14 protein-coding genes are annotated in these 14,829 nt (G+C 43.8%); all 14 read right to left on the reverse strand.

Annotation, left to right across the window (positions count from 1 at the left end):
• Positions 1-131: 131 nt before the first annotated feature.
• Positions 132-1,139: an asparaginase gene (locus V6C27_09855; protein ID MEG6616717.1), complete on the reverse strand. Its 1,008-nt coding sequence runs from the start codon at positions 1,137-1,139 to the stop codon at positions 132-134.
• Between the two features lie 27 nt (positions 1,140-1,166).
• A complete protein-coding gene (locus tag V6C27_09860; GenBank protein MEG6616718.1) occupies positions 1,167-2,108 on the reverse strand; it encodes a HAMP domain-containing sensor histidine kinase in 942 nt (313 codons plus the stop codon).
• 12 nt (positions 2,109-2,120) lie between these two features.
• Positions 2,121-2,624, reverse strand: coding sequence for a hypothetical protein (locus V6C27_09865; GenBank protein MEG6616719.1), 504 nt, complete (start codon positions 2,622-2,624; stop codon positions 2,121-2,123).
• On the reverse strand, positions 2,614-3,297 hold the full coding sequence (locus V6C27_09870; protein ID MEG6616720.1) for a response regulator transcription factor: 684 nt from the start codon (positions 3,295-3,297) through the stop codon (positions 2,614-2,616). The genes V6C27_09865 and V6C27_09870 overlap by 11 nt, the downstream gene beginning before the upstream one ends.
• Before the next feature lie 80 nt (positions 3,298-3,377).
• Complete coding sequence (locus V6C27_09875; protein ID MEG6616721.1) at positions 3,378-3,827, reverse strand: DUF4342 domain-containing protein; 450 nt, start codon at positions 3,825-3,827, stop codon at positions 3,378-3,380.
• 95 nt (positions 3,828-3,922) lie between these two features.
• Positions 3,923-4,777 carry a lipoyl synthase gene (gene lipA / locus V6C27_09880; GenBank protein MEG6616722.1) on the reverse strand — a complete coding sequence of 285 codons (855 nt, stop codon included), beginning with the start codon at positions 4,775-4,777 and terminating at the stop codon, positions 3,923-3,925.
• Entirely contained in the window at positions 4,770-5,468 is a 699-nt protein-coding gene (lipB, locus tag V6C27_09885) for a lipoyl(octanoyl) transferase LipB (protein ID MEG6616723.1), read from the reverse strand. The genes lipA and lipB overlap by 8 nt, the downstream gene beginning before the upstream one ends.
• A 285-nt stretch (positions 5,469-5,753) precedes the next feature.
• Positions 5,754-6,062 (reverse strand): thioredoxin domain-containing protein, encoded by a 309-nt coding sequence (locus V6C27_09890; protein MEG6616724.1) that lies wholly within the window; start codon positions 6,060-6,062, stop codon positions 5,754-5,756.
• A gap of 21 nt (positions 6,063-6,083) precedes the next feature.
• Positions 6,084-6,998, reverse strand: coding sequence for an FAD-dependent oxidoreductase (locus V6C27_09895; GenBank protein MEG6616725.1), 915 nt, complete (start codon positions 6,996-6,998; stop codon positions 6,084-6,086).
• A gap of 192 nt (positions 6,999-7,190) precedes the next feature.
• A complete protein-coding gene (locus V6C27_09900; GenBank protein ID MEG6616726.1) occupies positions 7,191-9,056 on the reverse strand; it encodes an aryl-sulfate sulfotransferase in 1,866 nt (621 codons plus the stop codon).
• 61 nt (positions 9,057-9,117) lie between these two features.
• Positions 9,118-10,599 (reverse strand): SLC13 family permease, encoded by a 1,482-nt coding sequence (locus tag V6C27_09905; GenBank protein MEG6616727.1) that lies wholly within the window; start codon positions 10,597-10,599, stop codon positions 9,118-9,120.
• A 280-nt stretch (positions 10,600-10,879) separates the two neighbouring features.
• Complete coding sequence (locus V6C27_09910) at positions 10,880-11,539, reverse strand: Crp/Fnr family transcriptional regulator (protein ID MEG6616728.1); 660 nt, start codon at positions 11,537-11,539, stop codon at positions 10,880-10,882.
• A gap of 119 nt (positions 11,540-11,658) precedes the next feature.
• A complete protein-coding gene (locus V6C27_09915; GenBank protein MEG6616729.1) occupies positions 11,659-12,786 on the reverse strand; it encodes an MFS transporter in 1,128 nt (375 codons plus the stop codon).
• 216 nt (positions 12,787-13,002) lie between these two features.
• Positions 13,003-14,604, reverse strand: coding sequence for a methyl-accepting chemotaxis protein (locus V6C27_09920; GenBank protein MEG6616730.1), 1,602 nt, complete (start codon positions 14,602-14,604; stop codon positions 13,003-13,005).
• Positions 14,605-14,829: the final 225 nt, after the last annotated feature.

Below are 14,829 nucleotides of genomic sequence, written 5' to 3' on the forward strand. Positions count from 1 at the left end.
AACCCGATAACCAATTTTGCATAACCCTGATGCAATAAGGTTTATCACAATCAAAAAAAACAAGACAGGGGGACAGGTCCCTTGTCTTTTACATCAGAAAAGACAAGGGACCCGTCCCCCTGTCTTATTAATTAACTCAATTTAGGGGTCAAATCGTAGGCTATCGCAGTCTCCATTAGTTTTTTTACCTGTTGCATATCATTGGTATGGCCTAAAACCCACATTAATTTGGGTACGATGGCTTCGGTGTTCATGTCGCCGGACAAAATGATTAAACTTTGGGCCATCACCTTGCGCCCCACTGCATACCTGTGTAAATCCTCACCCTCCTCTAGACACTGGGTGGTGATCACCACTGCCACACCGGCATCCACCAACTCTTTAATTTTAGGCAGTAGATTGCGGCCTTGAAAAGGCACCCCGCCGCTGCCAAAGCTTTCGATGATTACCCCTTTATATAATGACTCGTCCTTCAAGGCGTCAAACATTTCCGGTTTAATGCCGGGGTATAGTTTCAGCAACAACACATCGGGGCAAAGGGCGGTATCAAATTGCAGCTCATGTTTTGTTTTGGGCAGTATTTTCCAGTTATACTTAACTACTGTGTCCTCAATGTAAGCCACATCGGGGCAGTTGACACTTTCAAAGGCGGCATAGCTTTTAGTTCTCAATTTTACTGCCCTGGTGCCGATTATTACCTTGCCGCCAAAGACCACAAAAACGCCACCCACATCTTCATTGGCAAAGCGCACAGCGTCAGCCAAGTTTTTAATGGCATCGGTTTTATAAAAATGAATAGGCATTTGAGACCCTGTTAGCACCACCGGTTTAGCCAAATTTTGCAACATATAGGAAAGGGCAGCAGCGGTATAGGCCATGGTATCTGTGCCATGGGTAATGACAAAACCATCATAATCATTATAATTTTGATAAATATTTTCGGCAATAACAGCCCAAAACTCCGGTTGCATGTTGGTACTGTCGATGCTCATCAGCACTTTACCCTCGACAATATAATCTTGGTTAGCCTGGGGCAAGTAATCCAACAGTTGGTCACTGGTCATGGCCGGAGTTAGTCCTTCTGCTCCCTGCACCGAGGCAATGGTGCCACCGGTGGCAAATAAAAGTATCTTTTTCATAATTGCAATTATAACGCATTTATAAAATTACCCCAAATTATTGCCGCCTGTACTCAGCAAAGGCAGCAAAACCGTCACCTTGGTGCCTTGGTTTAATTGACTTTCCACTTCAATAGTACCGCCGTGTTGGTGGATAATCCACTGGGCAATGGCCAACCCCAGGCCGGTACCGCCGGTTTCTTTGGTTCGGGACTTATCTGCCCGGTAAAAGCGATTGAATATATGGGGCAAATCTGCCGCGGGAATGCCCCTGCCGGTATCAGCCACCGTCACCACCGCCCGGGATTTTTGGGTATAACAGCCAATGGTTATTTGCCCCTGCGGGGGAGTGTACTTGATACTGTTGTCCACAAAAACTCTCAGGGCTTCTTTTAACAGTTTGCGGTCAGCGTAAATGGTTAGCGATTGGCAGTGCTGTAGTATAATGTGGTGGTCGGCATCGATGAGCTTGGTTTCCTTTACTATTTCCTCCACCAGTTGATGCAGTGGGAATTTCTCTTTTTCCACCGGTTGGGATTTTTTATCCCCCCGGGCTAAAAACAGCAGTTTTTCCACCAGATCCTTCATGTTGTCAGCTTCGGTTTTTATGGATTCTATCGACTCCGCCAGCACCGCTGGGTCATCCTTACCCCATCTGGCCAATAGATTGGCATAGCCTTGTATTACCGCAATGGGGGTTCTCAGCTCATGGGAGGCATCGGAAACAAACTGATTTTGTTGGTCGTAAGCCCCTTGGATTCTATCCAGCATACTGTTAAAGGTCTCGGCCAAATCCTTCAGTTCATCGTGGGAGCCAGAAACGTCCAGCCTGGTATCCAGCGCATTGATGGTGATATTTTGCACCGTTTTGTTCATGGTGGCCACCGGCATCAACATTCTTTTGCTATTTTTCCAACCAACCACCGCCACCACCATGATGGCCAGCGGTGTCAAACTAAACAGCACCGCAGCCAACAACCCGACGATCAACAACTCCTGATCTTAGGAACGAGCAATTTGCAGCTTTCCATCCTGCAAAATTAAGCGATTATTCAGGCCCAGCTCTAAAAAGTAGTTGTCGGTAATATTCAATGCGGGGTTAAGGCTGGGCTGGTCATCGGTGGTGTACAACACCCGTTGCCGGTGATCAAAAACTGTTATTTCCACTTGATTTAATTGGGTTGACTGCTCAATGTTGGCGGTGGGAATTTGCTGATTTTCTTTGAAGTAAGGGGCCACCAATTGATGGCTGTGCTTCAGGTCTTGGGCCGCATTGTACCCCAAAAAACCGACCATGGCGGCACAAACAATTAGATTGATGAACAACAGCATCAGGCTAAAGATGACGCCATAAAAAGTGGTAATTTTAAAGGTGATGGAAAAGCGCAACCTTTTGAGCAACCAGCGGCGCAAATCCCCCAACGCCCGGGGAATGGCCCTGATAATCAGCAGCAGTATTTTAAACAGTAACTTAACGGCATTTAGTAACCAGTGCTTAGACTTCATCTTTAATCAGATACCCCACTCCCCGCACGGTATAAATAATCTTTTGCTGATATACGTCATCGATTTTACTTCTCAGGTACCTGATGTATACATCCACCACATTGGTGTCACCAGCGTAATCGTAACCCCAGACCGTTTCCAGCAACCTTTGTCTGGTGAGGACGATGTTTTTGTTAGCCAACAAATAGGCCAACAAATCAAACTCCCGCTTGGTTAGCTCAATGGGTTGCCCATAAAAGGTGACGGCGTGTTGGTCTAAATCCAACCTTAGTGGCCCCACCTGCAAAGGGGCGCTGGATGTTGCCGGGGCCTTTCGTTTTAAGGCCACCCTAATGCGGGCCAGCAGCTCTTCGATGGCAAAGGGCTTGGTAATGTAGTCGTCCGCCCCCATATCTAAACCCATCACTTTGTCCATCGTTTCGTCCTTGGCGGTGAGCATAATCACCGGCACCTCAGATTTCTTGCGGATTCGGCGCAATATCTCTAAGCCATTGATCTCCGGCAGCATAATATCTAAAATGATTAAATCGAACTGGCCCTCTAAGGCGGTTTCCAAGCCCTGCCAACCATTGTGGGCCTGTTCCACCTGATAACCTTCGTGCTTTAGCTCCAGCTCTAAAAACCTAGCTATTTTCACCTCGTCCTCAACCAACAATATTCTTTGCCCTGCCATTATCTTGCCTCCAACCATAGTTCGTTGATGTTATTATATAGCAAAATAACCTACACACAAGGTAGGTTATTTGAGGAAAACTATTTTTTTAGGCTGTCATCATTCAGTTTCTGTTTAGCCAAATCCACAGCGGATGACACCTTGTTTAGCGTTTCATTGACCGCCATATCTTCACCGTTTTGGCCCACAAACTTCATTTTGTGCCCGGTGACCAGCCCTAACCCCAGCATCGGCACCACCACATAGGGTGCACAGACAGTGATAATGGCGGACCAAGTGACCGATAAATCCAACGCCGTCCGTTCCTTTTTGCTAATGATAAATCTGGTGTTGTTGCCTTTATGAAACAGGTGCTTAATTTTGTCAGCCCAGTCACAGTTGGTGTCTGCTTTAACTTTTTTATTTTTTTCCAGGTAAACTAAAGCCTCCAGCAAATCACCATTGCATTGTTCCAACGCCTCTTTGGCATCGCTGTAGCTAACGTTGGCCCTTTTCTTTAACTCATCAATCAGTTCTAAATTTATTGACATGATAAAAATTCCCCCTATCAGCTTTGTTATTATTTATTATAGGCGGGAATCACTAGAGAATTATTAGTGTAAAATTAGAATTTGATTAGAAAAAGTTAATCTAGGCTCTTGCCGGCCTCTTCGGCGTGGTAGGAGCTTCTGACCAACGGGCCGGAGGCAACATACTTAAAGCCCAGGTCATGGGCGGCCTGTTCGTACTTTTTAAACTGATCTGGGTGCACGTATTCAACCACCGGGTGGTGCTTAACCGATGGTCTGAGATACTGACCGACGGTGAGCAGATCGCAATCCATTGCCCGCAAATCCTTCATGGTGTTGATTACCTCTTGTTCCTGCTCCCCTAAGCCCACCATAATGCCGGATTTGGTGTAAATGTTGCTAGCCATTTGTTTAACATTTTGCAGCAGTTCCAGCGAGCGCCGATAAACGGCTTTGGGTCGCACGGTGGGGTACAGGCGTGGTACCGTTTCAATATTGTGGTTGATGATTTGAGGCTTGGCGCTAACCACCTTAGCCAGGGCTTCTTTATCCCCTTGAAAGTCGGGGATTAGCACTTCCACCACCACATCGGTATCCTTTAACTTGTTAATCACTGCGGCAAAATGTGCCGCTCCACCATCTGGCAAGTCATCCCTGGTTACCGAGGTGATCACCGCATGCCTTAAACCCAACTCCTTCACCGCTTCTAAGACGTGGTTTGGTTCCTCTGGGTCCACCGGCTGGGTGTGGCCTTTGGTGACATTACAGAAGGAGCAGTTGCGGGTGCAAATGCTGCCTAATATCATAAAGGTGGCGGTTTTGCGACCAAAGCATTCAATCATGTTGGGGCAATTGGCTTCTTCACAGACGGTGTGTAGCGACAGGCGATTGAGCATATTCTTAATGCCGGTTAACTTCTCAGCCCCTTGGAGCTTTATTTTTAACCATTCTGGTTTGCGTTGACTATTCATGTTGCCCTCCCCCTAGCATTCGGTTTAGTTGTTGTTGCTCGATCAGTTGCGGTTGCACATTAAACATTCTACAGAAATAGGTAATTACTTGCTGGTTCAGCACGTCGATATCTTGGGATTGACCAAGTATTTTTTGCAGCGAGGTCACTCCTTTATCAGTGATGCCACAGGGGTTAATCCACTGGAAGTGTTGTAAATTGGTGTTGACGTTAAAGGCAAAGCCGTGCATCGTTACCCAGCGCTTAACAGAACAACCAATGGCGGTAATCTTTTCATCGTTAATCCAAACCCCGCGGTAGGCAGGTTCCCGGTGGGCGTTGAGGTTGTATTCATCCTTCAATAGTTGAATAAACACCTCTTCCAATTTGTTGACATAACCCTTAACGCTTTTACCATGGTTTTTCAGGTCTAAAATGGGGTAGCCCACAATTTGTCCTGGGCCATGGTAGGTAACATCCCCGCCCCGATTAATTTTATAGATGCTGGCACCTTGTGCTTTTAGTTGTTCCTCTGGCACCAGGATGTTGTATCGGTTTTCCCGCATGCCCATGGTCAATGTGGGAGGATGCTGCAGCAACAACATGATATCGCCCACTTGACCCTGTTGCCGCAATGCCAACAACTGCATTTGCATGTTTAACGCCTGCTGATAATCGGTTTCTCCTAAAATAGCGATTTGTAGCTTCATCATAATGCGTCCCCCGTGTATCCCGTTAAAAAATTAAAATCTCCGTTTATATAGTCATATGTGTTCTAGTTTCCCACAGTAATTCCTGCACAAATCCCTATCTGTGCTATGCCCACAATGTCTAACATAATTATACACCATGTGAATACTTTGGTGTTGTAGCAACGGTTACTTTAAGGACAAGACAAGGGGACGGGTCCCTCAAGACAAGGGGACGGGTCCCTTGTCTTGCCGGCAGCGCCAACAAGACGGGGGACCCGTCCCCCTGTCTTCTTTTCTAATGTGAAACTAGCTTAGCATTTCAATAATTTTGGGTTTTTGTTGGAGACCTTTGGTGCGGGTTACCTCTTGGCCGTTGTTGAATACGATCATGGTGGGATAACCGGCTACGTTGTATTTTTCTACAGCATCTTTATTTACGTCGAAGTCTAGAGTGACAATTTCCACGCCGTCCACAGTTTTAGCTACGTCCTTTAATACAAAGCTTAGCATTTTGCAAGGTCCACAGGTTTTGGAGTAAAACTCAACCAATACTTTACCCTCTTTAATTACATCGTCCAGTTCAGCACTGGTAATTTCTCTGATTGTTGCAGCCATTAATAATCTCTCCTTTGTTTATTACTTTAAGTTTTCTACATATTTAGCAACGGATTGAGCCGCAATGGCACCGTCAGCGCAGGCAGTGATTACTTGTCTTAAGTGTTTGCTAATGATATCACCGGCAGCGTAAATGCCCGGTACTTTGGTGGCCATATAGGCATCGGTTTCAATATAACCGTAATCATTTAGGATACCTAAGTCCTTAAAGACTTCGGCCGTTGGTTTTAAGCCAATATATTCAAAGGCTCCGTCTGCTTTTAAAACTAGTTCTTCTCCGGTTTTGGTAGACTTAACTTTCAGACCTTCAAATTTATTGGTACCCAGGAATTCAATGTTCTCATAATACTCGTAAATTTTTACGTTAGGTAAAGCTCTTAATTTATCACAAGCTGATGGATCGGCAGTTAAGTTAAACAGAGTAGCTACAATCACTTCTTCGGCCAATCCAGCTAAGTAGATGGCCTCTTCCACCGCCGAGTTACCGCCACCAATTACTATTACCTTTTTGTCACGATAGTGAGCACCATCGCAAATGGCGCACCAACTAATGCTGGAACCAGCAAAGTCTAATTCCCCAGGGATGCCCAGCATTCTAGGCTTGGTACCGGTGGCAATAATTACTGCTTTGGCTTCAAAGGTTGGGCCCTCTTCGCAAATTAGCTTTTTAATATTACCTCCGGGCTGGATTTCGGTTACGGTGCCGTAATCAAAGGTAACGCCCAACTCTTGGGTATGTTCAAACATTTTAATGGCTAAATCTGCACCGTTGATGGTTCCCATACCGGTGTAGTTTTGAATTTCAAAGGTATTGACAATCTGTCCACCTGGAGCCAATTTATCTAACAGCAGTACATTTAGGTTTGCTCTGGCTGCATAAATTGCCGCTGTCATTCCAGCTGGACCTGATCCAATAATTGCTACATCATATGTCATGTATACCCCTCCAAATTAGATAATCAATAGTAAAATGCCAACGTTTTCTTAAATTTGCTTTGTTTTCGCTACATTAATAATTTTATCACAGGGCTAAAGCATAAGTTATAACATACACTAACTAAAGCGAAAATTTTGTAGAAAAAGACAAGGGTGACGGGACCCTTGTCTTAATTGATTATCAGCGGTTACTTACAGATTAACGGTTAGACCGGTATCGTATTTGTACTCATCAATGATTAATGAAATTTTGTATTCACCGGTAATGCCTTCTCTGCTGATTGGGAATTCAACTGACCGTTCATCGCTTTCCATGAAGGTACCTACACACATGGCCAGGAATGGACGTTTGGTGGTTGGTACAAAGTAGCTATGGGTGGTTTCTCCTTCTAACAATACCATTACCATTTGTCCTTTTTCAAATAAAGCTTTAAAGATCAGTCTATCTGCTTCCAGGCCAAATTTAGCTTCGTACTTTTCAGGTACCATGCCGCCATTTTCCAACTCCGGAATGGTGGAAAATTCTTCGGTTACACCTAAGCTACCCAGTAGTTCACCTTTACCAAAGGTTAATACATCCTCGGCACAGTAGAGTCTCAATTTTTCAGCCCGATAGAAGTTAGCTGGCAATTCCATTTCGTATTTTACTACATCATCTTTAATTTCGACAGTGACGGAACGGAATTCCACTTTCTTTTCATCTTCACCTCTAAATTGTACCGGTGGCTTATTACAGGTTTCGCCATCAAATTTACCGATACCACCGGAGTGTACCATGTAGTGTCCTTCACCGTAATATTCTACGTTACTGATATAGGTTGAGAAGAATTCTTCTCCTCTTTCTTTACCATATTGCCATACTTGTTCAATTTCCATTTTGTCGGTGTCAATGTGATATCTAACCCCACGGGTGAAGTTGTCTTTAGCTGCCACATAATTTTCTTTCTTTTTGGCTCTCCAGTGACCATTATCTAAAACCATTACATCGCCATCCGGTAACATCACACAAGCGTGTTGCTCATACTGCCAGTCAAAATCGCCTTCACCCACTGGCTTAAAGAAATATTTGTCTACCATTTCCTGTGGCCATCCCTCTGGGTCACCGATAATCCAGTTCAGTTCACCAGTTTCAAAGTCGAGGTTAATGATAGCGTCTTGGTGACGTCCGGACAGAGTCAAACTGTTGGTTCTCTTATCGTACCAAACGGCGTTGTTATGGAACCAGTCGTGAGCATCTTGGCTGCCGGAACCAGCCACATCGGTAGGCAGTACTTTTTGGTAATCCCAAGTTTTAATAATTTTACCGGTTTGGCGGTCTACCATTACCAGCATGTCTTCCACGGTACCCCGGGGTAGATGTTGAGTACAGATTAGTAAGTTACCATCGGGCATTTCAAATTGGTCATGGTGGTAACCACTGGGCAGACGATATTCTTTGTAGATCTTACCAATCATACCCATTTCATAAAGACCGGTGGTGTGGTAAGGCGGGGTCACCAAACGGTTGGTACCAATTAATAGGCGGCCATTTCTCACTCTCTTAATGTCGAAAGCAAAGTTTAAAGTACCATACCAACGCACATCACCTTTGTAGTCATAACCTGCGGTCATAGCGGCAGAGGTGGGACTGACAAACATAATATTGTCTTCAAAATACTCCGGAGTGGTGGTAATCTTGGTCACTGGTTTTACATCTTCTGGAGCTGCTTCGGTTTGAATGGTCAGCACAATGCTTTCACCATTAGTTAATTTCAGTTCCACTTTGTTAGCATAATCTGCATACAAGCCATATACAGGAATGGTATGTTCGGTGGCTGGTGAGAAGCTAAATCTAATATCGCCAGCTGGTTCTTTACCATTAACAATTACGGTTACTCCCACTGGTTCAGCAGTTTTAAACATTATTAAAGCGGTTAAAGGAGCAATCAGGTATGGATTTAATTTTACATAAGGGTTGGCAAAGGTATGTTCACCTTGTTGGTATTCAGCTAAAAAAGCTTGTTCGGCACGGAATTGTTCATCAATAATGTGCTCAAATTCTTTAAATAAAACTGTCATTTACGTTTCCTCCTTTAAAATTTATTTAACAAATTAATGTATTTAGGAACCTTGTCAAAGGTTAAAACATTACCCTTGACAAAGGCAGGCCAACTAACAAGAAAATAGCAAAGGTAGCAACTAAAATAATACCACCATATTTAAGAACATCGCTTTGATCAACCCAATCTTTATTACCAATCAAAATGGCGGCATAGGGTGATGCTGCCGGGGTTAGAATGGCCATATGCATGGCAAATGTTAACAAGGTAGCCATACCCGCTGGGTTGGTGCCGTTTTGTAAAGCAAAGCTGTACATGATGGGCATTAACAACACACCCATAACGCCGTTGTTGGCAAAGTTAGTCACAAACATACCAAATATTAGTAAGATCACTGCAAAGGCTATTTGTGAACGACCGCCAAGTAGTGGACTTAATGCTTCGGTAGCCCACTCACTAATGCCGGTACCTTCGGCTGTTAAAGCACCTGAGATAACCATGGCCATTGCCACCAGGAAATAAACATCCCAAGTCACATATTTACCAATAATCTCTTTAAAATTAATAATTGGTTGGCCATCCACCTTAACCATGCACAAACCAACAATGAAGGCTAACACCACACCCCAAGGACCAATCTGGTCGATTAGGGCAACGAAACCGATGGTCTTGGGTAAAATACTGGGTATAAGGATCATAATCAGGTAGCCAAACAAACAACCAAACAGGATTTTTTGACGTATATCCATCGCTGGTAACCTGTCCTGTTCAAAGCGTTCGGTACTAATATCAGCAATTTTGCTCATATCTGGTCTGAAAACAAATTTAATTAGTAAGCTATAAACAATGATACCTAAGGTTGATACGATAAAGCCAAAGGACATATAGGATAAATAGTCGATAGCAACACCAGTAACCTTTTCAAAGGCGCCCACAATCATTAATGCAGACCCAGTAAAGGGCTTGGCAGCTTGTCCAGAGATAGCAGCAAACATAGTGCCAATAACCATAATGGTGGTGTACTTGTCACCTTTTTTATAACCAACATCGTTTAAAATACTGTACAGGATGGACCACATTAATAATAAAGCAGGTAGAATGTTGGCCGACAGCGCCGCCAAAACATAGGTACAAAAGAGAAAGATAAAACTAAACATTACTGGACGACCGTTGATCACTTTTCTGGTTAAAAACCATCTACTGATGTATTGGGTAACACCAGCGTGTTGGATAGCACCAAATAAGATCATGGCAAAGAGTACTAAAACCGGCACGGTATCCCCTAGGGATAACATAAAAATCTGTTTCATGGGGGCATAATCAGTTAAACCTAACGCGATCAAACCTAACAAACTGGGCCACAGCGTACCAATAAAGGACCACATATAAATTAGCCCTAGAAAAACACCTAATACTTTCATACCTAGCGGAGTAATTTGACCAAAGGGCTCTAAAGCACCAAAACCAAACATGAATAACATACCGATGATACAGTGAATATAATATAAGATATTTTTTGCTGATGCAGCCGCGACAACACTTGCGTTAATGCTTTTATTCACTTTAAACTCCTCCTTAACCACCAATAATACGACTATGTAGCCCCTAAGTATTAAGCTTTATTGTGTATGTGATCTTATTTACAATTAGTATGATAACAAAAATGATTGTCGAAAAAATATAACCTATGTTATCATTTTGATCTTTTTGTTCTTTTATTTACAAGGATTTATTGGTAAAGGTATTAAATGCTGGGCATACATAACAAGAAGCCAAGGGACTAAACCCTTGGCTTCCTAGTGTTTTACTGGTATTGGCTCGCTATGCTCTATATAATAAAAATTAGTATTCAATGGTTTTTTCGGCCTGTGCATATGCTGTTAAGCGGTCTTTATCCAGAATAACAATGCCGGCCCTTTCTTTACTAATAACGCCTTCTTCTTTTAAGGCTTTGATTATTTTAGCCACCGTAACCTTGTGGATACCTAAAAATTGACTAATCTTAGTGTGATTGCTGTAGTCCTTGTTAACCAATAGTCTGCCTTGTTTTTGTTGGGAATTTTTTAATAATAACTCACAAAGGCGATTGGCCACCTTGCCCTCTTGGCGGGCTTGAAATGAACTGGTCAACTCGCGCAACTCAGCCATGGCCATTGAAACCAGTTGAGTCAATATATTAGGCTTGTCTTGCACATACTGCAGAAAAGTCTCCTTAGGAATTTTGTAGCAACTACAATTGGTCTTGGCAATGAAGTTATTAACACTGGTCTCGTTATCAGTATATAAAATTAAAACTCCCAACATACATTCAATGAAGCTATTGTTACTGGCTTCTTTAACGCCAAAGATAATTTCATCACCCTTTTCGGTAAAGGTGGTGCGATAACAAGACCCTGATGCTAAATAATACAAAAACTGAATTTTTTCCCCTTGGCGAATAATATACTCACCCTTTTTAAACTCACAACTGACAACATCAGTTAGCTCCAGCATACCGTTCATGCCAACTCTCCTTTCCAGGACCCCCCCTATGCGCAGCGCCAAATATATTTTGAATCTATATTATATTCCCCAATAAACCTCGTTTTTCTTTACACTAACTTGTGGAAATTCCGCTGTTGTCAGCAGTTTTCTACTGATGGGCGGGGTCGATAAAGGTAATAGATAACAGCAGCTATAATTAGCGGTATCAAGGTAATGAAGAACATAATCTGATAGCTTAAGGCCTCAGCCAAAAAGCCAAAGAAGATGTTGCCCACACCAAGGCCCAGGTCAAAGGCAATAAAGAAAGTACCGGTGGCCGCACCCCGCCGGTGAGGAGCCACATAACGCACCGCCAACGCCTGTAATGTCGGCATGACAAAACCAAAGCCCCAGCCAAAAAAGGCCCCTGCAATGATAAATTCGGTAAGGGTATTGGCTAAACCCAAAACAACCACACAAACAAATAAACTTAAATGACCAATCAGTAGTACTAAATCAGTGCGTCCTCGGTCAGTCATACGACCAGCTATCGGTCGTGACAGTAACGTTAACACAGCATTGGCAGTGAAAAATAGGCCCACGTTGGCCACACCTCGCTCAACGGCGTACAAAGCAACAAAGGGAATAATGGCACCGTTAAGGATGGCTAAAGAGCACATCACCACCGATGGCAGCGCTGCCTTTTTCTCCAACAATCCGGCCAACACCTCGCCAATGGTATCCGGTGCCGCATTGGCAACCACCCCGTTGGTACCTCGTACAGGTAAGCCACAGAATAGCGCCACCACCGCCAACACTGAGATAGTTATAAACATGGTTGTGTAACTACTGGTTTCCACTAACCATACACCGGTCATTGGCGCCAGCGCCATAGCCAAGGCCGTGGTTAAACCAAAATAGCCCATCCCTTCCCCCATGCGGGCGGTGGGTAAAATATCCGCCACCATGGTACTGGCGGCGGTACTGATCATACCAAAGGCCATCCCATGTAGTGCCCGCACCAATAACATTAAGGGTATATTCGTTGCCAAACGGTAAAAGGAAACTACCACCACTGCGGCCACCATGCCCCAGAGCATAATCTTTTTACGGCCGTAATTGTCCACTAACCAACCAGCAATAACACGCATAATCAACGCACCAATGGTAAAGGAAGCCATAACCAAGCCGACATTCCCTTTATCTCCGCTGATATCCACCACATACAGTGCAGCGTGGGTAACAGCATGTGCATACTCATAAATACAGCTAGGTTGGCTATACACAGTAAAATAAAATTGTTCGTCCAGATGGGGCCTGGTTGCGCCATCGTTTTTAAATCACCAGTCAAAAGAAACCCTCCAATGCTAAAAAGCTGTGCCCAGGACACAGCTTGATGTCAAAAAGTAATTTAACAATTATACTGCAACAACAAGAAAAAGACAAGGGGACGGGTCCCTTGTCTTTTCTGATTGGGAAGACAGCGGACCTGTCCCCCTGTCTTATTCGGTGGCGACTTTAAATTGGGCCACTGCCAATTGCATTTGGTTGGCAATTTCAGCCAGCTCCTGGGTGGCAGAGGATATCTGCTGGGTGGTGGAGGTAATCTGCTCATTGCTGGCTGCCACCTGTTCCATCCCTTCGCTACTTTGTTGGTTGCCTTCTTTAATATCTTCTATCATTTCAATGGTACCATTAGTTGAGGCCACAATCTCTGCCAATGCTTGACCAGCTTCGGAGGCCAGGCGCACCCCGTCCTCCACCTCTTGACCAGCTTGCTTCATGGTGCTATTGGCCAGTTGAGCACCGGTTTGTACCTGATCAATCAGTTGGGCAATTTCTTTAGTGGCATTGGCAGATTGCTCGGCTAATTTCCGCACCTCGTCGGCAACCACCGCAAACCCTTTACCGTGTTCACCGGCCCGGGCGGCCTCAATGGCGGCATTTAACGCCAACAAATTGGTTTGCTCGGCTATTCCGGTAATGACATTGGTAATTTTGCCAATCTGATTGGAGAGGTCATGTAAATTTTCCACCGACTTTTCTACTTCATGGGCGGAAGTGGCTATGGCATTTATTTTTACCACCGTTTGTTTAACCGTTTCATTGCCAGCAAGGGCCACTTGGGCCACCTTTTTGGCTTCCGTCACCGTCTTTTCTGCATTGGCAAAACCGGCCGCGGCGGTGGCGGCCACTTCACTGGAGGTGCTGGCCATTTCCTCCACTGTGGCGTTAACCTCTTCTCCCGAGGCAGCCAACTCTTCACTGTGGGCCGCCAAGGTTTGGGCATGGTGGCCCATATCCGCTATCATTGCACCCAACTTTTGTGCCATGTTGTTAAATGTGCCGGCTAAATCACCAATTTCGTCACTGCTCTTCACCTGTATTTGCTGGCTGAAATCCCCTTCGGCAAATCTATTGGCATCTTCAGTCAGCTCCAAAATGGGCTTTCTAATCATATTAGTTAATACAATAGCCAAAACGACGCCTACAACAACTGTTAATACCGCAAATATAATTGTATATCTTTGGACAGTAGTAGAATTATCTTTAGCTTCGAACATGTATTGTTCTCTAACATTGCTGTTTTCTTTAACTAAACCCGCTATTATACTCTCTAGTTCGGAACCTAAAGCTGATTGACTGCTGCGCGCCAAATTAAATTGTTCTTCAACATAGGCTGCGTCTTGTTCACTATTCTGCCCTTTAACTTTTTGCTCAACAGCAGGCATTAACATCTCTGTTACCGATTGGTCATATTCCGCCAGTAAGTTGTTTAAATCTACAACCTTTGATTTATTTTTTTCAGCAGCTATATCTTGTAACTGACCCACCATTTGCATAACGTTTTCCATATGCATACGATACTCTTCTTTTCTCTTTTCATCAGCAGCAATAGTATATCCCCTAATACTGGCCATCACTGCATAATATTCCGCTTGAATATCCTTTTCCAACCCTAAACGCTGGTTATAAACATCTATATTCTCTAAATGTTCAATGGTGCTGTGACTTACGTTATAGCTGTACACCCCCAATACCAAAAGTAAAACAATTAGTGCAACATATCCTCCGGCAATTTTAGTACCAATTCTTACCTTCATTACTATTCCCCCTGTTGATGATATAGTTAAATGTTTGGTATACCCAGTATTCAGTCACAAAATTCGACCATGTATTGGATAAATTGACAAAATAGTGTTCGCCATAAGTGAATGCAAACCCTTCCATTTTTTAATTTTTTATTAATTTTTTATTACGGTAAGTTAAAGGTGAATTAAATTCTCTCTCCCCAAAAAACCATTGTTGAGGACGTTTCTGCAAAGCTC

Source organism: Peptococcaceae bacterium 1198_IL3148, assembly GCA_036763105.1.
Classification (GTDB): Bacteria; Bacillota; Desulfotomaculia; order Desulfotomaculales; family Desulfohalotomaculaceae; genus JBAIYS01.